We start from the raw sequence: 25470 nt of genomic DNA on the forward strand, positions 1-25470 counted from the left end.
GCAAGCGCCTCCCCACGGGCATGCGCTGGCACGGCAATCGATCGGAAGGCTCTCCCTACTGCGTCTCGCCCGGCGGCGGGCGGCGGAAGATCTCGCGGAACATGCCCGGGGTCAGGATCGAGAGCGGGTTGACCGAGACGCTGGGGTTTTCCGCCGCGCCGCGGATCTTGAAGGTGAAACCGAAGAGCCCCTCGCCCCGCCGGGTGAAGACCGAGCCGATGGAATTCAGCATGTAGATCGGCGAGAGCACGCCCTGCATGTCGAGCCGCCGGGTTTCGAGCCCGTAGACGCCGTCGAGCGAGACGCCGAGGGAGGCGCCCACCGCCGCCGCGCGGTCGAGCAGGAGCCGGTCGGGGAGCAGGCGGAAATTGGCCTCGATCGAATCGAAGACGATGCCGGGGCCGCGCAGCTGATCGAGGATGCCGACGATCGACATGGCGTCGAGCACGTCGACGATGGCGGGCTGATCGCCGAGCCGCGCGTCTTCGATCCGGAGCCGGCCGTTGAAGCCTGGGCCTTCCTCGCGCGGGGCGAGGACGAGATCGAAACTGCCTTCCTCGAGCGAGCGGAAGAGGCCGGAATTGTGCAGGATCTGGCCCGCGTTGTCGCCCTGCACGCGGATCGCGGTGCGCCCGCGTTGCGGCGCGAGGCGGCCCCGGACGGGGGCGCCGTCGTTGACGAGCGCGGTGAAGGTGCCGTCGAGCCCATTGCCCGAGACAAGGCTGGCGACCAGGTTCGTGGCCGCGATCTCGTCGGTGATCTGCACGCGGTCGAGGCGAAGTTCGACCGGGACCGGCGCGCCGCCGCCGCCCCCGTCGGGACGGGCGCGCAGATCCATCGTGCCGCCGTCGACGCGGATCCGGGGCGCCTGCCCTGCCCCGCGGTTTTCGAGCGTCACCGCGGCGGCGTCGAGCCAGCGCCCGGCGGCGAGGCGATCAAGTTCGAGCGCCTCGAAGGCGCCGCCCGGGGCGAGGCGCACCCGGCCCTCGGCGGAGAAGCCCAGCGTTTCGAGGGAGATGCGGTCGATCCGGGGATCGGGCCCGAGCGCGGCGTCGAGGGACAACTCGCCGAGCGTGCCCGCCGATTTGGAGACGCCGAGCGCGGGGATCCGAAGCGTCAGCCCGCCGAGATCGGAGGAGACCCAGAGGCCCGGCGGTTCGCCCGGGGGCAGATCGAGGGTGAACTCCGCCGGGGCTTCGCCGCCCACCGTGCCGGGCGGCAGGCCGACACCGAAGGTCGACAGCAGGCTATTCGAAAGCGTCATGGTGCCGGTCACGCGGGCCGGGGCGAGGCCGCCATCGCCGAACGGCTGATCGAAGACGACGTTCATCGGCACGCTGTCGACCTCGACCGGCCCCGAGAGCGTGAGCCGGCCCGGGACGACGGTGACGCCGAGCGCATCGGAGGTGAGCATCCGGTTCGGGATCAGCGTGGAGGAGCGGACGTCGGACAGGGTGGCGGCGACGTCGTAGCGGACGGCCTCGATCGGGATCTCCTTCAGGAGGCGGAAGCCGAGGGTGGCGCGCACCGTCGCCGTGGCCGCCGCGAGATCGGCGGGACGGCCGGCCTTCTGCAGGATCTCGAGGGGTTTGTTGTCGAGCAGCGTGAGCGCCGCTTCGAGGGGCGCCGTGGCGCGGATGCCTATTTCGGCGCGGGGCGGGTTTTCGTCGAGCGGCGCGATGCGGATGGTGGAGCCTGTGAGGTCGATCGCACCGCCCTCTTCCGGCACGACGATGCCGCGGTCGAGGCGCATGGTATAGGCGTTGTCGAAGACGGCGGCGTGGCCGCGCCCGTCGACGAGGGGCGGCATGTAGGGCAGGAAGCGAACGCGGGCCTCTTCGAAATCGTAGGTGACGCCGATGGCGGGGGCCTGGCCCGGCGCGATGCGGAACCCGGCATTCACATCGGTGATCTGGCCATCGAGCAGGTTTTCCGCCACCCATCGGCGGGCGCCGGGGGCCGCGCCGAGGGGCCAGAGCGCCAGCACGCGGTCGGGCGTGATCCGGTCGGCGGCGAGCGTGACGCCCACCTGCCAGCCTTCGGGATCGGCGGAGACGGCCCCCTGCCCCCGGAGCGTGGTGTCGCCGTCGCGGAACACGACCTGGCCCAGATCGACGCGGAAGGGATCGAGGCGGACGCGCAGATCGGCGATGCCGCTGTCGAGCGTGACGGCGTTTTCGAAAAGGCCTTCGGGTGCGACGGCGACCTGGCTGACGCGCAGCTGGGCCTCCATGCTTTGCGGCCAGGCGCCGCGGAATTCGCGCAGATAGGCGTGGCCGTCGGCCGTGAGGCGGAGGGCATCGCTTTCCACCGATATCTCGTCGAAGCCGAGCCGCGCCTCTGCCGGATCGTAGGTGAGATAGGCGCGGCCCCGGTTGAAGGCGATCGGACGGACGGTGCCGGCGGGCCGGAGGCTGCCGGCCGCGATATCGAGGGTGGCGGCGAGGCTTTCGAGTTCGGCCATGTCGTCGAAGACCGCGCGGATCGCGCCAGAGACGGGGGCGTCGAGGAGGCCCAGATAGCTGAGCGCAGGGGTTTGCAGCGCGAGGTCGGCGGCGGCGGCGTTCAGGATGGTGGCCGCGAGTTCGGCGTCAAGCTCTCCCTTCGTGGTGCGGAAGGAAAGCTGGACGGCCGCCAGATCCTCGGTGCCGTTGAAGACCTCGCTGAAAACGTCGAGGTCGATCCGGTCGGGCGTGTTGCGTAGCGTGGCGCGGGCGTTCGTGGCCTGCCAGACCCGGCCCGAGCGCGCATCCTCGACCGCGATGGTGACATCGGTTGCGGCGACTTCGCGCACCTCGGCGAGCGGGGTGTCGGTGAAGAGCGCATCGAGGCTTTGCAGGATATCGGCGAGGTTGCCCTCGGCAGAGCGCTCGCCCCCGCCGAAGGCGAGGGTGAAGGCCCCGTCGGCGGCGCGGCGCAGGGTAAGCTGCCCACCGTGGATCGCGAAATCGTCTGGCGCGATGCGCCCGCCCCAGAGGATCGCGACGGGGAAGTTGGCGGACATCTGGTTGACCTGGGCGAGGCGCGCGCCGCCGCCGTCGCGGATGATCACGTCGCGCAGGACGATCGAGGCCGACACCGTGCTGTCGAGCCGCACCTCGGCCCCGCCGATGCGCACGCGGCCCTGCCCGAGCCCTTGGGCGAGTTCTGCCTCGAGCCGTTCGGAGAGCGGCGCGGGAAGCGCGATGGTGCGCCCTTCGACCGCGTAGAACAGGCCGAGCATCAGGCCGACGAGGATCGTGGGGAGCGCGAGAGCATAGAGCGGCCAGCGGCGCCCGGCCCGTTCCGGGCGCGCGTCATCGGCCTCCGGTGTCGCCGGGGCCTCTGGATCGGGGTCCACTGCCATTCCTCACCTTTAACTTGCCGCGCCGCAGCCTAAAACAGCAAGGGATATCACGATGCGCGCAGAAGGAGACCCAAGATGGTTGCGATAGGCGATAGCGCCCCCGAATTCACCCTGCCCCGCGATGGCGGCGGCGAGATTTCCCTGAGCGATCTGAAGGGGAAGGCCGTGGTTCTGTATTTCTATCCGCGGGCCGATACCTCGGGCTGCACGAAGCAGGCCGTCGCCTTCACCGCGATGCGGAGCGCGATGGAGGCCGCGGGCGCCGTGGTGCTTGGCGTGTCGAAGGATTCGGTCAAGAAGCTCGACAAGTTTCGCGACAAGCACGGGCTTCAGGTGGCACTTCTGTCGGACGAGGAAAGCGATGTCTGCGAGCGCTATGGCGTGTGGATCGAGAAGAGCATGTACGGCAAGAGCTATATGGGGATCGAGCGGTCGACCTTCCTGATCGGCCCCGACGGCCGGGTGCGCGATATCTGGCGGAAGGTGAAGGTGCCGGGCCATGACGCCATCGTGCTCGAGGCGGTGCAGGCGTTGTGAGCGGGACGCCGGCCAGCCTTGCCGAGATGGCCGTCGAGGTTCTGTCGACGGCGGACGGGCGCGCGAAGGCGGCGCTGTCGCGCGCCCATGCCGCGCGGTGGCGGGCGGCGCGGGAGGCGGGCGCCCCCCTGCCCGTGGGCCGGGCCAGCCCGCCCGACTTTCCCGCACGCCCCGCGCGCCCCGAGCTTCTGCCGCCCCGGGACGTGCCGAAGCGAAAGCCGGGGACGGAGGCGGGGCGGATCGCGCTTCTGCACGCGGTGGCGCATATCGAGCTGAACGCTGTCGACCTGCACTGGGACATCATCGCGCGGTTCGCCGATGTGCCGATGCCGATGGGGTTCCATGACGACTGGGTGAAGGCGGGCGACGAGGAAGCCAAGCATTTCAACCTTGTCTGCGACTGCCTTGAGGCGATGGGCAGCCATTACGGTGCGCTGCCCGCCCATGCGGGCATGTGGCGCGCGGCGGAGGAGACGGCCGACGACCTGATGGGCAGGCTTGCCATCGTGCCGATGGTGCTGGAGGCGCGCGGCCTTGACGTGACGCCGGGGATGATCGGGATCTTCCGGAAGGCCGGGGCGGATGAGGCCGTGGCCGCGCTCGAGGTGATCTATGGCGAGGAAGTGGGGCATGTCGCCTATGGCTCGAAATGGTTTCACTTCCTCTGCGGGCGGGAGGACACCGACCCGAAGGAGGCGTTTCACGGGCTGGTCCGGCGTTATTTCCCCGGCGGGCCGAAGCCGCCCTTCAACGAGGAGAAGCGGGCGGAGGCCGGAATCCCGCCCGACTTCTACTGGCCGCTGGTGGATGAAACCGGCCCCAGCATCGGCGAAAAGCCGCCGGAATAGCCACGATCCCGAAGAGAAATCGCCAATTCGATCAAAGAGGTTGCCCGTTTCCCGGCGCGCCGTTAACACCATGTTGTCCAAAAATGCGGCATGGGCATGCCGTGGGACAAACGGGACAAGAGACGAGCGGTAAAAGCCATGACACGAGCGCACCTCCTGCATGTTCTGCGGACGCGTCTGGAACGGGTATTTCCCGAGCAGCGGCTTTTCCTGAGATCGGACAGCGAGACGCGCTATGTGCGGCTGAGCCCGGTGACGCAGCTTATCGCCGTCGCGGGCAGCGGCATGGTCGTGGGCTGGACGATCGTGGCCTCGGCGATCCTCCTGATGGATTCGCTTGGCGCCGGGAACCAGCGCGACCAGGCGCTGCGGGAAATGGCGCTGTACGGCGAGCGGCTGAACACGATTTCGGCGGAGCGGGATGCGCGGGCGGAAGAGGCCCGCGAGGCGCATGAACGTTTCTCGCTGGCGCTGGCAGAGGTTTCGGCGATGCAGACCCGGCTTCTGGGCGCCGAGGAACGCCGCAAGGAACTGGAAGCCGGGATCGGCGCGCTGCGGGCCTCGCTTCGCACGGCGATCGCGGAGCGCGACGCCCAGGCCCTGCGGGTGGCCGACCTGACGGCGACGCTGGCCGAGACCGAGGATGCCGTCGCGCCGGAAGTGGCGGCGATGGAAGAGCTTCAGTCGACCGTCGATCACCTGGCCGCCGCCCTGTCGGGCACCGCGGCCGAACGCGACGACAAGGCGGCGACGACCGCCGTGACGCTTGCGCAGCTTGAAGACATGGAATTCGAGAAGAAGCTGGCCGAGGAGCGGAACGACCGGATCTTCCGGCAGCTCGAGGAAGCGGTGTCGATCTCTCTCGAACCGCTGGACGACATGTTTCGGCAGGCCGGGCTTCCCGCGGATTCGATCATCGAGACGGTGCGGCGCGGCTATTCCGGACAGGGCGGGCCTTTGACGCCGCTGCAGTTTTCAACCAAGAACGCGCCGCCCGATGCCGATACGCTGCGGGCGAACGACATCCTCGAACGGCTTGACCGGCTGAACCTGTACCGGATCGCCGTGCAGAAGACGCCGTTCTACGAACCCGTGAAGGGCGCCTTCCGCTATACCAGCGGGTTCGGCCCGCGGAACGGGCGGATGCACAACGGGTCGGATTTCGCGGGCGGCCACGGATCGCCGATCCATAGCACCGCGGACGGGGTGGTGATCTTCGCCGGGACGCAGAGCGGATATGGCAAGCTTATCAAGATCCGGCACGATTTCGGGATCGAGACCCGATACGCACACCTTTCGAAGATCCGGGTGAACGTGGGCGATAGGGTCTCGCGCGGAGACCGCATCGGTGATATGGGAAATACTGGACGCTCGACCGGCACTCATCTGCACTATGAGATCAGGGTCGACGGCACCCCCATAAACCCGATGAATTACATCAAGGCAGCGAGAGATGTTTTCTAAAAGCAGAGTGAGCGACAGCGGCACCCCAGAAACGCCGTCATCGTCCAACAACAGCGAGGCAAAGGATCCCATGGACACGAGCAAACCCTCCACCGACTACAGCACCTCTTCGGCCCCGAAGGCGAAGCCGCCGGCGTCTGTTCTGTCGTCTGACCTGACCATCACGGGCAACCTGAAGACCGCCGGCGATATCCAGATCGAAGGCACCGTGGAAGGCGATATCCGTGCCCATATCCTGACTGTCGGCGAAGGCGCCACGGTGAAGGGCGAGTGCATGGCCGACGACGTGATCGTCAATGGCCGGATCATCGGCCGCGTGCGCGGCCTGAAGGTGCGCCTGACCGCGACCGCGAAGGTCGAGGGCGACATCATTCACAAGACCATCGCGATCGAATCGGGGGCGCATTTCGAAGGCTCCGTCCAGCGGCAGGAAGACCCGCTTTCGACGAGCGGGAAGCCCGCGCCGAAGCCTGCGCCCGGTGCATCGCCGACTTCGTCTTCGTCGAGCCCGCAGCCTGCGGCGGCTGGCGCGAAGAGCTGATCCGGCCCCTTCGGATCGCAAGGATCACGGAAGGCGCTGCGGGATACCGCGGCGCCTTTCGCGTTTCGGGCGGACCTCAGACAGGATCGTAGAGCACGCGGCGGTAGATGTGCCAGGTCGCGTGGCCCAGGACCGGAAGCACCACGAAGAGCCCGAGGAACAGGGGCAGCATCCCGAGGAAGAGAAGCCCCGCGATCACCGCCGCCCAGATCAGCATGACGGGCAGGTTCGCCCGGACCGCGCGGATCGAGGTGAGCATGGCGGTGACGAAATCAAGCTCCTTCTCGAGGAGGAGCGGCAGGCTGACGACGGTGAGCGCGAAGGTGAGAAACGCGACGCCCGCGCCCACAAGCGCCTGGATCGCGATCATGGTGAGCCCGTTGCCGGTGAGCAGCGCATCATAGCTCGACGAGATGTTGGTGAGCGTCGAGAGCCCCATGAAGAGGGCGAAGAGCATATGGGCGAAGAAGGACCAGAACAGGAAGATCATCAGGAGGATGACGCCGATCCAGGGCAGTTGCCTGTCCTTTTCGCGGACGACGACAGAGAGGATTTCGGACCAGACGAGGGGAATGCCCGCCTCGAGCCGGCGGGAGACCTCGTAAAGCCCGACCGCGGCGAAGGGCGCGACAAGCGGGAAGCCGAGGGAAAGCGCGAGCGTCCAGACGAAGGTGCCCGCTCCCAGGATCAGAAGGAGAAAGCCCATCGCGACATAGACCGCCGAGAAGGCGATGCCGAAGACGGGGGCGGCGAGGAAATCGCGCCAGCCCGCGCGCAGCGCCGCGAAAATCTCCGTCACCGTGAGGTGCCCGATATCGGGCACGCGCGATGCTTCGAGTTCGGTGGTGGTGTTCATGCGCCCTCGGTCCTCCCCTGCCCCGCAGCCTGTGCCGGGCGGCGGGCGGAATCAAGCGCGAAGGATCAGTCTTCGGCCTGGGCCTCGGCCCGGCTTTTGCCCGCCACATCCATCGCGAGCGTGGCCGCCATGAAGCCGTCGAGATCGCCGTCGAGCACGCCCTTGGTGTCGGAGGTTTCGTGGTTGGTGCGAAGATCCTTCACCATCTGGTAGGGCTGCAGCACATAGGAGCGGATCTGGTTGCCCCAGCCCGCCTCGCCCTTGGCGGCGTGCTGGGCGTTGATTTCGGCGTTCCGGCGGTCGAGCTCCTGCTGGTAGAGCCGCGATTTCAGGGCCTTCATGGCGATGTCGCGGTTCTGGTGCTGGGATTTCTCGGAACTGGTGACGACGATGCCGGTGGGGATGTGGGTGATCCGCACGGCGGAATCGGTGGTGTTGACGTGCTGCCCGCCGGCACCGGAGGAGCGGTAGGTGTCGACGCGGATGTCGGAGGGGTTCACCTCGATCTCGATATTCTCGTCGACGACCGGGTAGACCCAGACCGAGGAGAACGAGGTGTGGCGCTTGGCGGCGCTGTCGAAGGGCGAGATCCGCACCAGGCGGTGCACGCCGCTTTCGGATTTGAGCCAGCCATAGGCGTTGGGGCCCGAGATCTTGTAGGCGGCCGATTTGATGCCTGCCTCGTCGCCCGCGCTTTCCGACAGAAGTTCGACGGTGAAGCCGTGCTTTTCGGCCCAGCGGACATACATGCGCGCGAGCATCGAGGCCCAGTCGCAGCTTTCGGTGCCGCCGGCGCCCGCGTTGATTTCGAGGAAGGTGTCGTTGCCGTCGGCCTCCCCCGACAGGAGCGCCTCGAGCTCGGCCTGGGCGGCGCGTTCCTTCAGGGCCTTCAGCGCCGTTTCGGCCTCGGCCACCACGTCGCTGTCGCCCTCGGCCTCGCCCAGTTCGATCAGTTCGACATTGTCGGACAGATCCTGGCTCATCCCCTTGTAGCGATCCATCGCGTCGACGAGCATCTGGCGGTCGCGCATGAGTTTCTGCGCGCGGTCTGGATCGTTCCAGAGACCCGGATCCTCCGTCATCGCGTTGAATTCCTCGAGGCGATGTTCGGCGGTGTCCCAATCCATCCGCTGGCGCAGGAGGGCCAGGGATTTCTCGATCTCGGCGACGGTGTTTTCGGCTTCGGCACGCATGGGGTTCGTCCTTGTCAGGAGGGCGATGTAGCAAGGCGGGGGCGGTGGAACAAGAGGAAGGGGCGGCGGATGAAAGGCGCCCTTCCGGCTTCATGTGGCCTGAAATATCCCGGGGGCCGACCGGAGGGAGGTGGGGCAGCGCCCCTCCACCCTCTCAGTAAAGTCCGCCCGATGAGATCGTGCCCGTGTCGCGGGTGGTCGGGATCGTGACGGTCTGGCCGTCGCCCGCGGTGACGGTCGTCTCGGTCTCGGGCTGGGCGTCGCGCTCGAAGAGCGGGAGGTTCGAGCCCATGGCGAAGCCGCCGTCATACATCAGGCCGAAGACGGGCTCTTCCCCGTCGCGGAAATATTCGGCCACGACGTAATCGCCCGTCGCGGTATCGGGCAGGCGTTCGCCGGTGAAGCGGTCGATCTTGATGAAGCGCCCGCCCGGGGGCACTTCGAACGGCCCGCCGCCATACTTGGCCACGGCCTTTTCCATGAAATCCTGGAAGACGGGGGCGCAGAAGCGGCCGCCCGAGGCGCCGCGCCCGAGGGGACGGGGCGTGTCGTAGCCGATGTAGCAGCCGGCGGCGATGTTCGAGGTGAAGCCCACGAACCAGACGTCTTTCGCGTCGTTCGTCGTGCCGGTCTTGCCGGCGGCCGGAACCGGCAGGTTCACGCGCCCCGCCGCCGTGCCGCGCTGGACCACGCCCTGCATCATGGAGGTCAGCTGATAGGCCGTGACCGGATCCATCACCTGGCGGCGGTTCGAGATGATGCGGGGCGCGCGGCCCGGATCGAGATCGGCCGTGCCGCATTCCTCGCAGTTGCGCGCGTCGTGGCGGTAGATCGTGGTGCCCCAGCGATCCTGCACCCGGTCGACGAGCGTGGGTTCGATGCGCTCGCCCCCGTTGGCGAACATCGCGTAGGCGGCGACCATGCGGTAGAGCGTGGTTTCCTCGGATCCGAGCGCATTGGCGAGGTACTGGCCCATGCGGTCGTAGACGCCGAAAAGCTCGGCATAGGAGGCGACGACATCCATGCCGATTTCTTCGGCAAGCCGCACCGTCATCAGGTTTCGCGACCGTTCGATGCCGGTTCTGAGCGGCGTTGGCCCGTAGAATTCGTTCGATGCGTTCCGAGGCCGCCAGACGCGGCCGCCGCCGACGTCGACCTCGATCGGCGCGTCGACGATGATGGTGGCCGGTGTGAAGCCCGAGTCGAGCGCCGCGGCGTAGACGAAGGGCTTGAAGGACGAGCCCGGCTGGCGCGTGGCCTGGGTGGCGCGGTTGAAGACCGAATGCTGGTAGGAAAACCCGCCCTGGATGGCGATCACGCGGCCCGTGTTCACATCCATCGCCATGAAGCCGCCCTGCACCTCGGGCACCTGGCGGAGCGTCCAGCGAAGGAAGCTGCCGTCGCTGTCCGACGTCATGGCGCGGACATGGACGACATCGCCCACATCGAGGATATCGCCCGGCGTGCTGGCGCCGCGAATCCAGCGCACGTCTTCGCGGGGGATGAAATGGCCGTCGGCATCGTCGCGCACGCCCTCGATCCCGATGCGGACGGAGGTGTCGCCTTCGGCGAGGACGACGGCGGGGAACCAGCCTTCGATATCGCGTGGGATTTCAAGGGCGGCGAGCGCTTCGCGCCAGGCCTTTTCATCACCCAGGATATCGGTCGGCAGCGTGAGACCGGTGCCGCGCCATTCGCCCTGTTCGCGGTCATAGGCCTCGAGCTGGCGGCGCAGCGCGCTGGCGGCCTCGATCTGCATTTCGGGGTCGATGGTCGCGCGGACGGTAAGGCCGCCGCCGAGGAACTGCCCCTCGCCGAAATCGCGGGTCAGCTGACGGCGGATTTCATCGGTGAAATAGTCGCGTGGCGGGAGCTGCTGGCGGAAGCCTTCGAGATCCCCGGCCTGCACGGTCAGAAGCGGCTCGAGACGCGCCTCCTGGTAGGTTGCGTCGTCGATATAGCCGTTTTCGTTCATCTCGCGCAGAACGAAGTTGCGGCGCTGGATCGCGTCGGCCTCGTTCCGGACCGGGTGAAGCGACGAGGGCCGCTGGGGGAGCGCGCCAAGATAGGCGGCTTCGGCGGGCGTGAGATCGGACAGCGGCTTGTTGAAATAGGTCTGGGCCGCCGCGGTGACGCCGTAGCTGTTCTGGCCGAGGAAGATCTCGTTGAGGTAAAGCTCGAGGATCTTGTCCTTCGAAAGGGTGCTTTCGAGGCGCACCGAGAGGATCAGTTCCTTGATCTTGCGTTCGGCGGACCGGTCGGAGGACAGAAGGAAGTTCTTCACGACCTGCTGGGGAATGGTGGAGGCGCCGCGCACGCGGGCGCCGCGGGTTTCGACCGCCTCGATCACCGCCGCGGCGATGCCGCGGGCGTCGAAGCCGCCATGTTCGTAGAAGTTCTTGTCTTCGGCCGAGATGAAGGCGGCTTTCACGAGGTCGGGCACCTCTTCGATCGGTGTGAAGAGGCGGCGTTCCTGGCTGAATTCATCGATGATCCGGCCTTCGGTGGAATAGATCCGGCTGATCGTGGGGGGCGTGTATTGCGAGAGCTGTTCGTGGTTCGGCAGATCGCGGCCGTACATGTAGAAGACCGCGCCCACGATGAGCGCGCCGCCGACCGCGCCAAGCGTGGCCAGGCTGAAGATCCCGCCAAGGATGGAAAAGACAAACCTCAACACGCGCTACACCTCGGGTTAGACGACCCAGCCCGATTATATGGGGCCGGACCGCCAGGGTCAAAACAGACGGGGCGTTCCATGGGACGAAACCCGCCGGAGGGCAAGGGGCCCGTCACGGTCATTTGAGACGCGCCGCAAGGGTGCGATCCTTGGCCGTCCAGTCGAGAAGGCCGTCGGCTATGGCGCGGGCCAGCGCCATGCGGGCGCGCCCGTCGGAAAGGCGCTTGCGATCGGCCTCGGAGGAGAGAAAGCCCAGCTCGATCAGGACGGAGGGGAAATCGGGGGCCTTCAGGACGGAAAAGGCCGCGGCGCGGCGCGGGTTGGAGTTCGTGGCGCCCGTGCCCGCGTCGATGGCGCCGACGAGGGTATCGGCCAGGGCATCGGTGCGGGGCTGGGTGACGGTGCGGGCGAGATCCATGAGCACGAGCGCGATCTCGTCGCCCTGCCCCCCGAGGTCGACGCCGGCGATCAGATCATCCTCGTCATGGCGTTCGGCGAGGCGTTGGGAGGCGATATCCGAGGCTTCTTCGGCGAGGGTGTAGACGGTGGCGCCCGAGGCATGGCCCGCGTCGGGCGGAAGCGCGTCGGCGTGGAGCGAGATCAGCACGGTCGCCCCGGCCTGGCGGGCGCGGGTGATGCGGGTTTCCAGCGGAACGAAGACATCGGCGTCGCGCGTCAGGACGACATCGAAGGCGCCGGTGGCGCGCAGGATGCCCCTGAGTTCGCGGGCGAAGGTGAGCATGAGATCGGCCTCAACGAGGCCGCCGGCCACCGCGCCCGGATCGATCCCGCCATGGCCCGGATCGAGGACGATGACGGGCCGCGCGCCATCGGGCGTCGCGGCGGGTAGCGCGAGGTCGGGTGCGGCCTGGGCGCGGGCGGCGAAGGTGGCTTCGTCGACCGGGCCGAGGCTGACGGAGAGCCGGGCGCGGCCGTCGGGCGCGGAGGTGTCGAGTTCGGCCCGGTCGATGGCAAGGGGCGCGTCGAGGGTGAGGACGAGGCGCGACCAGCCGGGACGGGCCGTGCCGGTCGAGAGCGCGAGATCGCGGCGGGAGGTGACGGGGATCTCGCCCGGCCAGGTGACTTCGGCAAGATCGATCACGAGGCGCCTCGGTGCGTCGAGCGTGTAGGCGCGCCAGGGCACCGGCTGGCTGAGCGCGAGGGATAGGTCGAGCCCCTGCCCCGCGTCGCTGACGGCGCTGTCGCTGCCCGAGACGCGGGCGAGCGCGCCGAGCGGCGTGGCCTGCGCGGGCGCGGCCAACAGAAGAAAGGCGCAGAGCGCCGGAAGGAGCAAGGTGAGTCTCGACATGCCTGCCTCGTGATCGCCTCTGGCGGGCGATTGTTTCCCGGGACTATACCGCAACCCCGGTCAGGCCAAAACTGTTTTCGGACCGCGCCGTCAGCCCTTCGCCATGAAATCCACGAGGCGGCGGAGGCCCTCGGCGATATCCTCGGTCGAGCGGGCGTAGGAAAAGCGCAGGGTGTGGCGCCCCCGGACGGGATCGAAATCGATCCCCGGGGTGGCGGCGACGCCCGCCTCGTCGAGAAGCCGCCTTGCGAAGGCGAGGCTGTCATCGGTGAAGGCCGAGACATCGGCATAAACGTAGAAGGCGCCGTCGGGCGGCGCGACATCGGTGAAGCCCGCCCCGGGCAGCCCTTCGATCATCAGGCGGCGGTTCTCGGCATAGACGGCGAGGTTTGCCTGGAGCTCTGCCTCGCAGTCCAGGGCGGCGAGGGCCGCGACCTGTGCGGCGTGGGAGGGGCAGATGAACATGTTCTGGGCAAGCCGTTCGATGCCGCGCACATGGGCCTCGGGCACGACCATCCAGCCGACGCGCCAGCCCGTCATCGAATAGTATTTCGAGAACGAGTTGATGACGGTCACGTCATCGGAAATTTCGAGGGCCGACACCGCGCGCCGCTCGTACTCGATGCCATGGTATATTTCGTCGGAAATAAAGGCCGCTCCGCGCGATGTTGCGGCCTCGTAGAGCGCCGTGAGGGCGGGCGTGTCGAGCATCGTGCCGGAGGGGTTGGCGGGCGAGGCGACGATCAGGCCTTGGATGTCTTGCGGCACGTCCTCGGGTGCGGGCTGAAGGCGGTTTTCGATCCGTGTCGGAATGCCAACGGGATCGAGCGAGAGCGCCCTCAGGATCTGGCGGTAGGACGGGTAGCCGGGATCGCCCAAGGCCACGCGGTCGCCCGCGTCGAAGAGATGGGTGAAGGCGAGCAGGAACGCGCCCGAGGAGCCCGAGGTGACGATGACGCGGGCCGGATCGAGATCGAGCCCGTGGCGATCGGCGTAGATCCGCGCAATCCGGGCGCGCAGTTCGGGCAGGCCGAGGGCCACGGTATAGCCGAGCGCATCGCGCTCCATCGCGGCGGCCAGAGCGGCGCGCGCCCCTGCGGGTGCTGGGGTTCCGGGCTGCCCCACCTCCATGTGGATGATGTGCCGACCGGCGGCCTCGGCGGCGCGGGCGGCCTCCATCACGTCCATCACGATAAAGGGATCGACCTCGCCGCGCCTTGAGCTTCGCATCCACCTTCTCCTATCCTCTGCGCGCGGTGACCTGCACATGGGGTGCGGGCCCTGTCAATGGTGTCGGAGTAAAGCCCTCTTGCGTGCCCTTCGGATCGGATGTCTGGCCGCCCTTCTGGCGCTTGTGGCGTTTGCCGCGAGTGCGCGCACGCTCTTGCGCGACCCCGATATCGAATATGCACTGAAGAAGCTGGCGGAGCCGATCGTCGGCGTGTCGGGGATGAGCATCGGGCGGATCGACATCATGGTGATCCATGACGACCGGATGAACGCCTTCATCGTGGACGACCGCACCGTGTTCATCCATTCCGGCCTGATCCTGAGGCTGGGATCGGCGGCGGAACTGCAATCGGTGATCGCCCACGAGATCGCCCATATCGCGAACGGCCACATCCCTCGGCGGCTGAGCAACAGGCGGGCCGCGTCGCGGTCTGCCTTCGCGGGGATGGCGCTGGGGCTGGCGGCGGCGCTGGCGGGGGAATCGCAGGCGGCCGCCGGGCTGGCGATCGGCACGCAATCGTCGGCCATGGCCGCGTTCTTCGCCCATACCCGGGCCGAGGAAGCGGCCGCCGATGCCTCGGGCCTGCGCTTCATGGCGGAGGTGGGGATCGACCCCAGGGCGGCGATAGGGGTGCTTGAGCGGTTCCGGGGACAGGAGGCGCTGGCCGCGCCGCGCCGCGACCCCTACGTGCAGACCCATCCGCTGACGCGGGACCGGATGCGGGCCGTCGAGGGGATGGCCGCGGGGCTGAGGGTGATTCCGGCGGACCGGTCGTCGGACGAGTACTGGTTCCGGCGTGCGCAGGGCAAGCTGGGGGCCTTCGTGCGGAGCCCGCGCGAGACGCTTCGCAAGGTGAAATCTTCCGACGGATCGGATATCGCCGTGATGCGGCGGGCGATCGCCTATCACCGGCAGGCCAATACGCAGAAGGCGCGGGCCGAGATCGACCGGCTGGCCGCGATGCGCCCCACCGACCCCTTCGTGCACGAGCTGCGCGGCCAGATCCTGATGGAGAGCCGGGCAATCGGCCCTGCGGTGCAGGCCTATGGGCGGGCGGTGGAGCTGCGCCCGAGCGACCCGCTGATCCTTGCGAGCTATGGCCGGGCGCTTCTGGCCGCGGAACGCTATGGCACCGCTCTGGATGTGCTCACGCGGGCACGGGCGCGGGACGCGCGCAACCCGGTGCTTTTGCGCGACCTCGCGGTGGCCTATGCACGGAACGGACAGAACGGAATGGCCAGCGTTTCGACCGCCGAACGCTATGCGATGATCGGCCAGGCGGAAGACGCGGTGATCCATGCCAAGCGCGCCGCGGGGCTTTTACCCGCGGGATCGCCCGGTCGGCGCCGGGCCGAAGACATACTGGCGGCCTTCGGAGGAAGCCAATGAGAGTGAAAAGGAGTAACGGAATGATCCGTACCACAGCCCTTGCGGCAAGCTTTGTCGCGCTGACCGCGGGCGGGGCCGCCGCGTTCGACCCGAGCGATATGAGCGCGTCCGAGAAGGAGGCCTTCGGCGCCGCGGTGCGCGAATACCTTCTGGAAAACCCCCGCGTTCTGATGGAGGCCGTCGCCGTGCTGGAACAGCGCGAGGCGGAGGAGCGGGCGCGCGCGGAAGTGGCCCTGATTTCAGAACTTTCCGAAGAGATCTTCGAGGACGATTTTTCCTTCATCGGCGGCAATCCCGACGGCGACGTGGTGATGGTCGAGTTCATCGACTATCGCTGCAGCTATTGCCGGAAGGCGCATCCCGAGATCGCGCGGCTTCTGGAGGCCGACGGGCGGATCAAGAAGATCATCAAGGAATTCCCGATCCTCGGGGAAGAATCGGTCGAGGCGTCACGCTTTGCGATCTCGGTGCTGCAGATCGACGGGCCGGAGGCCTACGAGGACATCAACAACACGCTGATCGCGCATCGGGGCACGTTCACCCGGGACACGCTGGAGCGGATCGCCGAGGACAAGGGCCTGTCGGCGCTCAAGATCATGCGGCGGATGGACAGCGAGGAGGTTTCGGCGGTGATCCGGGCGAACCACGAACTGGCGCAGAAGCTTGAGATCAACGGCACGCCCGGTTTCGTGTTCAAGGACCGGATGGTGCGCGGATACCTGCCCCTGCCACAGATGATGGCGACAGTGATGGAAGTGCGGACGCAGTAGCGGCGGGGCGCATCCCAAAACATCCCGGGAATTGGGCAGATCCCGACAATCTGCCCTTTTTTTCCGCGCCCGGTGTGGCCGCGGTCGCTGTTGCGCGGCGATCCGCGCCGGGAATTTGCGGTGCCGCCCGCCTCGGGCCACGAAACGCATGTGCGTGGCGAACGCACCGGGCCCGGCCCATGGGATCAAGGGCTCCGGCGGTGGGGAAATCGAAGTGGACGGAAGCAAGATGCACACAGAGCCGGGCGCTCCGGCGGGCCAGTCGGCGTTCAGTTCGCCGATCACCCGGTATCTCGAAGGGCTGCGCGAAACGCTTCTGAAGAACACCTCGGGCGAGGTGGCAAGTTATATCCCGGAGCTGGCCCATGCCGATCCGATGAGCTTCGGCATCGCCGTGGCGACGATGGACGGCACCGTCTATGAATGCGGCGCGACGACCACGGAATTCACCATTCAGTCGATGTCGAAGCCCTTTACCTATGGCCAGGCGCTGATGACGTACGGGACCGAGGCCGTTCTGAAAAGGGTCGGCGTGGAGCCCACCGGCGAAGCGTTCAATTCCATCGTGCTGGACGAGGTGCACAACCGGCCCTTCAACCCGATGGTGAATGCCGGCGCGATCTCGATCGCCAACATCCTGTACGACGCGCAGGCCGAGACCTCGGTCACCGACCTTTTCAGCCGCCTGGCGGGTCGGCCCCTGTCGATCGACAACGCCGTGTTCCAGTCGGAGCTGGAAACCGGGCACCGGAACCGGGCGATTTCCTACATGATGCTGAACACGGGGATGATCGACAAGGATCCGGAGCGGGTGCTGGATCTTTACTTCCGGCAATGCTCGATCCGGGTGAATTGCCGCGACATGGCCTATATGGCCGCGACGCTGGGCAATCTGGGCCAGCATCCCCTGACCCGGGACGAGATCTTCGAACCCGAGCATGTACAGGATGTGCTGACGCTGATGAGCACCTGCGGCATGTACGATTATGCCGGGCAATGGGCCTATGAGGTGGGGATCGCGGCCAAGAGCGGGGTGTCGGGCGGCGTGATCGCGGTGATCCCGGGACAGGCCGGCATTGCCGTCTGGTCGCCGCCTCTGGACCCGCATGGCAATTCGGTGCGGGGGGTCGAGGTGTGCAAGGCGATCAGCCGGGAGTTCGGCCTGCACGGCTTTCGCGAGCGGGCGACGGCGGGCACGGTGATCCGGCACCACCGCCGGGCCAGCGAGGCCATGTCGAAGCGGATGCGTTCGGAGTCGGAGCGGGCCTGGCTTCAGCGGCATGGTCAGAGGGTTTCGGTTACCGAGCTGCAGGGCGCGCTGTACTTCGGGTCGGCGGAAACGGTCATTCGCCGGCTGGCGGCCGAAACCTCGGAGGTCGAGGAGCTTGTGATCGACTTTCGCAGGGTGGGATACGCGGATGCCGCTGCGAGCCGGTTGCTGGTGCAGTCGCTGAGGGAGTTCCTGGCGCTCGGTTGCCGTGTCACGATGAGCGGGCTGGGCGACAGCACCGCGCTGGCGCGCCTTGCCGGCGAGATCGCGGCGCAGTGCGATGGCGTCGAGCGGTACCCGGACCTCGACCTGGCGGTTCAGGCGGCCGAGGACCGCCTGCTGGGCGACCATTACGATCTGGTGGATCGATCGGTCTATTCCCTGTCGCGGCTGTCGATCTTTTCAGGGCTTCAGCCGGAGGATTACCGGCTTCTCGAAAGCATCGTCTCGCCGGTCAGCTATATGGGCGGACAGAGGATCATTGCCGAGGGTGATCCGGCCGAGGCGTTCTATATCCTGGCGAGCGGCAGCGCGAGCGTGTCGATCACGCTGGGCGACGGGCGGCGGCGGCGGCTTGCGTCGCTTGGCCCCGGTGCAACCTTCGGGGAAATGGCGCTGGTCGACGGTGGCGAGCGGACGGCGGACGTTCATGCCGATAACGCGTTGGTCGCCTACAAGTTCTCGCTCGATAAGATCCGGACGCTGTCGGTGGAGCGCCCGCAGATCATGGCGACGATCCTGGCGAATATCGTGAAGGATCTGGCGGGGCGGCTGCGCCAGGCGAACGAGGAGATCCGGAGTTTGGATTGAGGCGGCTGATGGCTGGTTTGAGCCGATAGGATTGAAAACCTCGGCTTGAGAGCAGGGTGAGCTGCTGAGTCACTTCTCCCGAGGCATGGGAGGTCTGGCGATGATGCGGCCGAGGCAAGTGGCGCAGGGCGCGCTGTTCTACGGGACGGCCGCCGGTCGATCCCGAGCTGATGATCCGGATGCTGATCGGGGGATATGCCTTCGGCATTCCGTCGGAGCGGCGGTTCTGCCGGCCCGGTCTGACCGATCCGATCGCGCTCCTCAACCCGACGTCTTCAACACAATCGGCCCGGAGCGGTCATTGAAATCCGTTCGATATTCGGCGCGACCATATCCGGCAAAGACGCCGCATCACTGCCCGCGCCTCTTGCTATTCCAAGTCTCTCGCTTTCTTCGCTTCCCCAAGAGTATGCCAACTCCCCCAAGCAGCAACCATGCGCTTGCCGGAAGCGGTATTGAGGGCAGCGGGCGCTCGTCTCCGTCACCCTCTACGCCATACTCCGGATCATAGAATGCATTGAAAATCATGTCCGCCGACGGGACCAGACGCCCCCCGCCAACCTTTACAATCGCGCCGTCGGCGTAAGGATCGCTCCAAGCGGTGCCGACAGCCAACAGATCATCCGGGTCAACGTAGAGGTAGTATGTTTCTCCGATAATCAGTTCGACCGGGTCAAACGTGAACTCGGCAAAGGTGCTTCTGCTTACTTCCGTATCGGTCGCCGTTACCAGAGCATTGGTGAGCTCGGCGTCCGAGTAGATTGTAAGATCCACTTCAATAGTCCCAGCCGTCCCCGTCCCCGAAATGAACACGTCGAACCCTGAAATGTTATTCTCGGTCGCCGTGAACGATTGGACAGCATAAAAGCTGTACCCGCCTACCAATGACGCATCAGCGGTAGAAGCAAATGTCGACGCCTCGGCCGACGACAAGGAAATCACACCAGCCGCTAGCGCGGGAACGAAAACGGACAACTTCATACTATCAACCCCCAAAATTGAATTAACATTCAAGAAATATAACCAACGGTTTGAGTTCAATCACTAATTTTCGGTCCATGTTCGGCCCGGGCTGGACTGGCGGCTCTGTCCCCGCATCCTCGCAGCAGGCGATTCTGGACTGTCGTCAGGCTTTCTTCCGAAGTGCGGCTTCGTCCGCAGAGCCGACATGTCTCTCGGAAATGCCCCGACGTCTTATCCCCCGGCCGTCAGCCGCCCCCAGAGGTCGTATTCCCCCGCCTCGTCGACGGTGACGGTGACGATATCGCCCGGGTTCAGCCCTTGGTGGCCTTCGTCGATGAAGAGGTTGCCGTCGATTTCCGGGGCGTCGGCCTTGGTGCGGCAAGTGGCGGCGTCTTCGTCGACCTCGTCGACGATGACCTCGATCGTCTGGCCGACTTTCGTCGCGAGCTTGGCTTCCGAGATGGCTTGGGCACGCGCCATGAAGCGGGCCCAGCGGTCATCCTTCACCTCGTCGGGGACGTGATCGGGGAGGGCGTTCGAGCGGGCGCCGGCGACGTTTTCGTATTTGAAGCAGCCGACGCGGTCGAGCCGGGCCTCGTCCATCCAGTCGAGGAGCGTCTGGAATTCCGCCTCCGTCTCGCCCGGGTAGCCGACAATGAAGGTGGAGCGGAGCGTGATGTCGGGGCAGATGGCGCGCCATTCGGCGATGCGGTCGAGCGTTTTTTCCGCCGCCGCGGGCCGCGCCATGCGGCGAAGCGTGTCGGGATGGGCGTGCTGGAAGGGGATATCGAGATAGGGGAGCACGCGGCCCTCGGCCATGAGCGGGATCAGATCGCGCACATGGGGGTACGGATAGACGTAGTGGAGGCGGATCCAGGCGCCCAAGCCCCCGAGATCGCGGGCGAGATCGGTGATGTGGGCGCGGTGGCCGTTCGCCTCGGCATGTTTGGTGTCGACCCCGTAGGCGGAGGTGTCCTGGCTGATGACGAGGAGTTCCCTGACGCCAGCCTCGACCAGCCGTTCGGCCTCGCGCATCACCGCGTGGGCGGGGCGCGAGACGAGGCGGCCCCGCATGTCGGGGATGATGCAGAAGCGGCACTTGTGGTTACAGCCCTCGGAGATCTTGAGGTAGCTGTAGTGCCGCGGGGTGAGGCTGACGCCGCGGGCGGGCAGAAGATCGATGAACGGATCGGGCGCGGGCGGGACGGCGGCGTGGACCGCATCGAGCACCGCCTCGTACTGATGCGGCCCGGTGACGGCGAGAACCTTCGGATGCGCCCCGGTGATGTATTCGGGTTCGGCACCGAGGCAGCCCGTGACGATCACGCGGCCGTTTTCCTGAAGCGCCTCGCCGATCGCCTCGAGGCTTTCGGCCTTGGCGCTGTCGAGGAAGCCGCAGGTGTTGACGATCACCGCCTCGGCGCCCGTGTAATCGGGGCTGATCGCATAGCCTTCGGCGCGGAGCCGCGTGAGGATGCGTTCGCTGTCGACAAGCGCCTTGGGGCAGCCGAGGGAGACCATGCCGATGGTGGGCTGGCGGCCCCTGCCCTTCACGCCGACCGCGGCCGCGTCGAGGCGGGCGTTGGCGCGGTCGGGGCGCAGGTCTGGCGGGTTCTGGCTCATGGCCCCGGGGAGATAGCGGAGGGCGGGCGCGCCCGCAATCGCCCTTGGCGTGCCGGGAAGGCGATTGAACCGGGTTTCGTCACGGCGTAGCGTTGGGAAAAAGAGCAGGTGGAGCACTTTCGATGAAATGGGTCTGGCGCCTTCTGGGGCTTGTCGTTCTTCTGATCGTCCTTGCCGTGGGGGCGCTGTTTCTCGTGCCGACGGAGCGGATCGCGGCGATCGCGACCGACCGGTTCGAGGCGGCCACGGGCCGGGCGCTGGTGATCGAGGGCGATGTTCGCCCGACGCTCTGGCCCGTGCTGGGGGTGACGACGGGGGCGTTCCTGCTGGAGAATGCGGATTGGGCGGGGCCCGAGCCGATGGTGGAGGCCGCGGGCATTTCCGTCGGGATCGATCCCGGGACGATCTTCGGTGATATCCGGGTGACGGGGATCGAGATACGGGAGCCGGTGATCCGGCTGGCGACCGGGGCCGATGGCACGGGGAACTGGGCCTTCGGAGAGGCCGGGAGCGCGCCCGCCGCGGGCGCGGGCGGCGGCGGAACCGGCGCATCGCGGGCGCTGACGCTTGACGCGGCGCGGATCACGGGCGGCACGGTGATCTTTACGCCCGCGGATGGCACGACGGTGCGGCTGGACGATATCGACCTGACCGCGGGGTTCCCCGACAGTGCGGGACCCGTGACACTTGCGATGGCCGCGCGGATGGGCGAAGCGGCGTTTTCCGGCGAGGCGGAGGTGGTGGCGCTGTCAGAGCTTCTGGCGGGCGGGACCTCGCCGCTTCAGGCGGCGCTGACGCTTGGGTCGGCAGAGGTGGCGCTTGATGGCATCCTCGGCCTTCAGCCCGCGGCGCTCGATGGTGCGCTGCGGGCGAGCGCGTCGGATCTTGCCCGGGTCTTTGCGGCCCTGGGGCAGCCTGCGCCCGATCTGCCGCGCGGGCTTGGGCGCGACCGGATGGAAGCGACCGCGCTGGTGGCCTTCGAGGACGAAACGCTTTCGGTCGCCGATCTGGACCTGACTTTGGACGAGAACCGGGTGCAGGGGGTGGCGCAGGTGCGGCTGGGCGGCGCGCGGCCCGTGGTGCAGGCCGATCTGAACCTTGGCAATTTCGACCTGGGCGGTGTCGAGACCGGGGGGGGTGCGGAGACGAACGCGGCCGGGGCCACCACGGGATGGTCTACGGAGCCCTTCGACGTGAGCGCGCTTGGCCTGATCGACGGGCGGATCGGCGTGACGGCCTCGGGCCTCAGGCTGGGCACGTCGACGATCGGGGCGCTGGCAACGGAGACGGTGATCGAGGACAGGCGCGCGGTGACGGAGATCGCGCGGCTTCAGGCCTATGACGGCTCGGCGGCGGGCACGCTTGTGCTGAACGGCCGCGACGGGTTTTCGACGCGGCTGGACATCGCCGGATCGGCCTTCGCGATCTCGCGCCTGCTGTCGGAACTTGTGGGCTATGACCGGATCGTGGCGGCGGGGGACCTGCAGCTTGACGTGCTGGGTGTCGGCAATTCGATGGACCGGCTGATGAATTCGCTGAACGGGAATGGCGCGTTCCGGGTGGGGGCGGGCGAGCTTCTGGGCCTTGATATCGCCGGGATGCTTCGGAACCTCGACCCGTCCTATGTCGGGCAGGGTCATACCACGATCTTCGACGAGATCAGCGGCACGTTCCGGATCGTCGACGGCGTGGTGATCAATGACGACCTGCGGCTGACCGCGCCCTTGTTCCGGGCCACGGGATCGGGGCGGATCGGGATCGGCGGGCAGACGCTGGACCTGAGCGTGGTGCCGGAGCTTCTGGGGGGCGAGAATGCCGGGTTGAAGGTGCCGCTCAGGGTGACGGGCAGCTGGGACAACCCGCGCGTGCGGCTGGACATCGAGGGCGCGATTCGCGAGCGGGTGGAGACGGAGGTGCGCGAGCGGGTGGAGAAAGAGGTGAAGGAGCGCGTCGAGGACGAACTGAAGGACGCGGTGGAAGGCGGGCTGGAAGACGTGCTGAAGAAGGGGCTGGGGGGCTTGCTGAACCGGTGAGGCCGGGCCCCCTGCCCCGGCGTGGGGTGCCTTCGAGCGGTGCAAATCATGGCGGGGCTGGTTTTGCGTTTTCGAAACAATCCTTGAGCGGCTGCTCAGAATTGTTTCGTATTGGCGGGGATTCCCGCCCTATTCCGGCCATATTCGGCGGGAATCCGGCTAAGTTTTGACGGAAATCACATTCAGGTTACCGTAGCGTCATCTCTGAGGGGAGAAACGGTAATGAAGAAATTTGCGGCACTTGGATTGTCGGTGTCGGTCGCACTCATTCTGGCGGCCACTGGCGGAATTGCCGAAGCACAGGGTCGTCCCGTCGGCGGCGGCGGCGGTGGAGATAAGGGCGGCCCCGGCGGCGGCAAGGGCGGTGGCCCTACGGTTGAGGGCTATTACTCCTGGATGCATCCCGATGTGGCGCTTGCGTTCTCGCCCGGCGATCTGGGCGGGGCCTACACGGGCGTCGGATCGCATCTGATCGTGGTCGACAGCTTTGACGGCGCGCAGTATTCGGGCAATCTCGACGGAACGACACAGGCCCTTTTCCATGGTGAGTGGACAACGCTTCAGGCCTCGCTTGTGGCGCCGGATGCGTCCAGGGCGGGTTCGGACAGCGCGCTTGGCGGCGTCGACTACGACAGCAACATCAACAGTTCGATCACCTCCTATTACAGCGCGACGTCCGGGGATCTGAACGTCGTCAACCTGAGCTTTGCGCTGGCGGAAGACGTGAATGCCACGAGTGTAAACCTCGGGGCCCTAGGCGACTCGATTGTTGACCAGGCGTTTGCGGGCAGTGCGGTCTTCGTGAAGGCTGCGGGCAACACCAACGGCGGCGCGCTGACCGATCCGTTCGCAGCGATCATCGGTGGTCAGATTGTGACGGTCTATGATGCGCTGAACGAACAGCTTATCGGTGCGGACGGCGCGATCTTCGTCGGGGCCCTGACCAAGGATGGCGATGCGAAGAAGCAGGCTTCGATGGCACGCTATTCGACGGTAGCGGGTGACAACGTTGTTGCGCAGCAGCAGTTCCTCGTCGTCGGAGTGAAATCCGGTGACAATGGCGGGCTTGAAGGCACGTCTTTCGCGGCACCGATCGTGTCGGGCTATGCCGCGCTTCTGGGCGACAAGTTCGACACTGCAACGCCAGTGCAGGTCGTTGACCAACTGCTGTCGACGGCGCGGACGGATACGATCCGGAACTATAGCGCGAGCATTCACGGCATGGGCGAGGCCTGCCTGTCCTGCGCGCTTTCGCCAGCTTCAATTCCGCAGTAGGCACCTATCCAACCGAGACAGAGCGGCCGGGGACATCCCCGGCCGTTTTCGTTTCAGAACCGCAGGTGGTAGCGGAGTGAGATGAAGACTTGATCTTCGGGCGGGCGATTTTCGAGGTATTCGAGCGTTTCGGACGGCGGCAGGATCGAATCCGCCATCCGGCAGTTCACCCGCTGGACGCCGCCGATCGCGCCGTAATCCGCCGTGCAGGCCTCTTCCCGGAAGTAGCCGCCGATCACCGTGGAGACGGAGAGCGAGACCCATTCGTTCTTCGTGATCGGCTCGGTCAGAACGAAGCCGATCTTCAGGCTGGGATCGATGCGGTACTTGTTGCCGCGTTCACCGGTGCCGAAGCCCCAGAGGATGCCGAAGGTCTCGCTAACCGGCGAGAGCATGGTGAAGCGGATGTCCTGGTAATCGGAGGCGTAGTAGCGATCGAAGGAATAGCGCGAGCCGTCGGAGAGGCCGCCGCTGAGAATTTCATAGCTGGACGCCAGGGAGGACAGACCTCCCACATCGACGCTGACGAGCGTCAGCCCTTCGGCGAAGGTATCGGCTGGGGCCGGCTGGGCGGAGAGCAGGCACAGGCACGCGCATGCCGACAGAAGATCGGCGCGCTTCCAATGCGGGATATGATCCGCTCTGCGCCTCGCCATTCACGCCAGTCCGTTCGGCGGCTCTTTCAACGAGCCTAACCGGTGAACCGGCGCGAGTTTTTGTCAAAGGTGAGGAAAGTCTTGGGACGTTGCCTTAACGCCGACGATCCCGCCGGGACGACATGGGCTGGAACGCCACGCCGACATGGGCCTCGCAATAGGGTTTGCCCTGCTGCACGGGCAGGCCGCAGAACCAGAAATCATCGGTCGCCGGATCGCCCACGGGCCACTTGCAGGTGCGTTCCGTAAGTTCCATCAGGCTGATTTTCTTGGATTTCTTTTCGACCTCGCGGACGCTGGCAAGCGCCTCGGGCGAGATTTCGTTCGCGGAGGGCTGTGGCGGAAGCGGCTGGCCGGCGGGGATGATCGCGCGCCGCGCCGGGGTGGAGGGGCGTTCGGCCGGTGCGGGATCGGCCACCGCCTCGGCGGCGGTGTCGGCCTTGGCGGACGCCATGGCCTTTTCCGGCTTTTCCTTTTCCTTCAGCGGCTTGGCGGGCTGGGCCGCCGTGCGGTTCGACAGGCCGAGCCGGTGCACCTTGCCGATCACCGCGTTGCGGGTGACCCCGCCCAGTTCCTTGGCGATCTGGCTTGCGCTTTGCCCATCGCTCCACATTTTTTTCAGCAGCTCGACCCGTTCATCCGTCCAGGACATCTCGGCACCTGTCTCTCTCTCGAAAAA

General features: G+C 66.7%; 19 protein-coding genes and 1 pseudogene. 10 read left to right on the forward strand and 10 right to left on the reverse strand.

What is annotated here, in order from left to right; translation table 11 throughout:
• Positions 1–55: 55 nt before the first annotated feature.
• Positions 56–3346, reverse strand: coding sequence for a YhdP family protein (locus RXV90_RS16795; protein ID WP_316650044.1), 3291 nt, complete (start codon positions 3344–3346; stop codon positions 56–58).
• Between the two features lie 75 nt (positions 3347–3421).
• Here RXV90_RS16795 and bcp point away from each other — a divergent pair, with 75 nt between their 5' ends.
• From bcp to RXV90_RS16815, 4 genes are all read left to right on the forward strand, one after another.
• Positions 3422–3883: a thioredoxin-dependent thiol peroxidase gene (bcp, locus tag RXV90_RS16800; protein ID WP_316650045.1), complete on the forward strand. Its 462-nt coding sequence runs from the start codon at positions 3422–3424 to the stop codon at positions 3881–3883.
• A gap of 26 nt (positions 3884–3909) precedes the next feature.
• A complete protein-coding gene (locus tag RXV90_RS16805; RefSeq protein ID WP_316650083.1) occupies positions 3910–4731 on the forward strand; it encodes a ferritin-like domain-containing protein in 822 nt (273 codons plus the stop codon).
• 138 nt (positions 4732–4869) lie between these two features.
• Positions 4870–6195 carry a DUF5930 domain-containing protein gene (locus RXV90_RS16810; RefSeq protein ID WP_316650046.1) on the forward strand — a complete coding sequence of 442 codons (1326 nt, stop codon included), beginning with the start codon at positions 4870–4872 and terminating at the stop codon, positions 6193–6195.
• On the forward strand, positions 6185–6736 hold the full coding sequence (locus RXV90_RS16815; protein WP_316650047.1) for a bactofilin family protein: 552 nt from the start codon (positions 6185–6187) through the stop codon (positions 6734–6736). The genes RXV90_RS16810 and RXV90_RS16815 overlap by 11 nt, the downstream gene beginning before the upstream one ends.
• A gap of 76 nt (positions 6737–6812) precedes the next feature.
• On the opposite strand, the gene RXV90_RS16820 is transcribed toward RXV90_RS16815, so the two are convergent.
• The 5 genes from RXV90_RS16820 to RXV90_RS16840 all read right to left on the reverse strand — a co-directional run bounded on the left by RXV90_RS16820 (position 6813) and on the right by RXV90_RS16840 (position 14001).
• Entirely contained in the window at positions 6813–7592 is a 780-nt protein-coding gene (locus RXV90_RS16820) for a DUF2189 domain-containing protein (protein ID WP_316650048.1), read from the reverse strand.
• Positions 7593–7657: 65 nt separating this feature from the next.
• The gene (gene prfB, locus RXV90_RS16825; RefSeq protein WP_316650049.1) at positions 7658–8785 is read right to left on the reverse strand and encodes a peptide chain release factor 2; all 1128 of its coding nucleotides are present in this window, start codon (positions 8783–8785) and stop codon (positions 7658–7660) included.
• 154 nt (positions 8786–8939) lie between these two features.
• Entirely contained in the window at positions 8940–11462 is a 2523-nt protein-coding gene (locus RXV90_RS16830) for a penicillin-binding protein 1A (protein ID WP_316650050.1), read from the reverse strand.
• A gap of 118 nt (positions 11463–11580) precedes the next feature.
• Positions 11581–12771 (reverse strand): N-acetylmuramoyl-L-alanine amidase, encoded by a 1191-nt coding sequence (locus RXV90_RS16835; protein WP_316650051.1) that lies wholly within the window; start codon positions 12769–12771, stop codon positions 11581–11583.
• 90 nt (positions 12772–12861) lie between these two features.
• Positions 12862–14001: a pyridoxal phosphate-dependent aminotransferase gene (locus RXV90_RS16840; protein ID WP_316650052.1), complete on the reverse strand. Its 1140-nt coding sequence runs from the start codon at positions 13999–14001 to the stop codon at positions 12862–12864.
• Positions 14002–14080: 79 nt separating this feature from the next.
• On the opposite strand from RXV90_RS16840, the gene RXV90_RS16845 reads away from it, so the two are divergent.
• From RXV90_RS16845 to RXV90_RS16860, 4 genes and pseudogenes are all read left to right on the forward strand, one after another.
• The gene (locus RXV90_RS16845; RefSeq protein ID WP_316650053.1) at positions 14081–15391 is read left to right on the forward strand and encodes a M48 family metalloprotease; all 1311 of its coding nucleotides are present in this window, start codon (positions 14081–14083) and stop codon (positions 15389–15391) included.
• Positions 15392–15411: 20 nt separating this feature from the next.
• Positions 15412–16161 carry a DsbA family protein gene (locus RXV90_RS16850; protein WP_316650054.1) on the forward strand — a complete coding sequence of 250 codons (750 nt, stop codon included), beginning with the start codon at positions 15412–15414 and terminating at the stop codon, positions 16159–16161.
• A gap of 229 nt (positions 16162–16390) precedes the next feature.
• Positions 16391–18241 carry a glutaminase A gene (gene glsA, locus RXV90_RS16855; protein ID WP_316650055.1) on the forward strand — a complete coding sequence of 617 codons (1851 nt, stop codon included), beginning with the start codon at positions 16391–16393 and terminating at the stop codon, positions 18239–18241.
• A gap of 140 nt (positions 18242–18381) precedes the next feature.
• A pseudogene (locus tag RXV90_RS16860) lies at positions 18382–18471 on the forward strand (transposase); the annotation flags it as partial.
• 121 nt (positions 18472–18592) lie between these two features.
• Here the strand turns inward: RXV90_RS16860 and RXV90_RS16865 are convergent.
• Positions 18593–19222 carry a hypothetical protein gene (locus tag RXV90_RS16865; protein WP_316650057.1) on the reverse strand — a complete coding sequence of 210 codons (630 nt, stop codon included), beginning with the start codon at positions 19220–19222 and terminating at the stop codon, positions 18593–18595.
• A 213-nt stretch (positions 19223–19435) separates the two neighbouring features.
• The gene (rimO, locus tag RXV90_RS16870) at positions 19436–20827 is read right to left on the reverse strand and encodes a 30S ribosomal protein S12 methylthiotransferase RimO (RefSeq protein ID WP_316650084.1); all 1392 of its coding nucleotides are present in this window, start codon (positions 20825–20827) and stop codon (positions 19436–19438) included.
• A 122-nt stretch (positions 20828–20949) separates the two neighbouring features.
• Between rimO and RXV90_RS16875 the strand changes: the two genes are divergently transcribed.
• Positions 20950–22860, forward strand: a complete 1911-nt coding sequence (locus RXV90_RS16875; protein ID WP_316650058.1) for an AsmA family protein — start codon at positions 20950–20952, stop codon at positions 22858–22860.
• 222 nt (positions 22861–23082) lie between these two features.
• Complete coding sequence (locus RXV90_RS16880) at positions 23083–24135, forward strand: S8 family serine peptidase (RefSeq protein ID WP_316650059.1); 1053 nt, start codon at positions 23083–23085, stop codon at positions 24133–24135.
• Positions 24136–24188: 53 nt separating this feature from the next.
• Here RXV90_RS16880 and RXV90_RS16885 read toward each other — a convergent pair whose 3' ends face one another.
• Together RXV90_RS16885 and RXV90_RS16890 are read right to left on the reverse strand one after the other, a co-directional pair.
• Positions 24189–24791 (reverse strand): hypothetical protein, encoded by a 603-nt coding sequence (locus tag RXV90_RS16885; RefSeq protein ID WP_316650060.1) that lies wholly within the window; start codon positions 24789–24791, stop codon positions 24189–24191.
• Positions 24792–24885: 94 nt separating this feature from the next.
• Positions 24886–25443, reverse strand: a complete 558-nt coding sequence (locus RXV90_RS16890) for a GcrA family cell cycle regulator (protein WP_316650061.1) — start codon at positions 25441–25443, stop codon at positions 24886–24888.
• Between the last annotated feature and the right edge of the window lie 27 nt (positions 25444–25470).

Origin of the sequence: Ovoidimarina sediminis (genome assembly GCF_032586175.1) — a bacterium.
Taxonomy (GTDB): domain Bacteria; phylum Pseudomonadota; class Alphaproteobacteria; order Rhodobacterales; family Rhodobacteraceae; genus Ovoidimarina; species Ovoidimarina sediminis.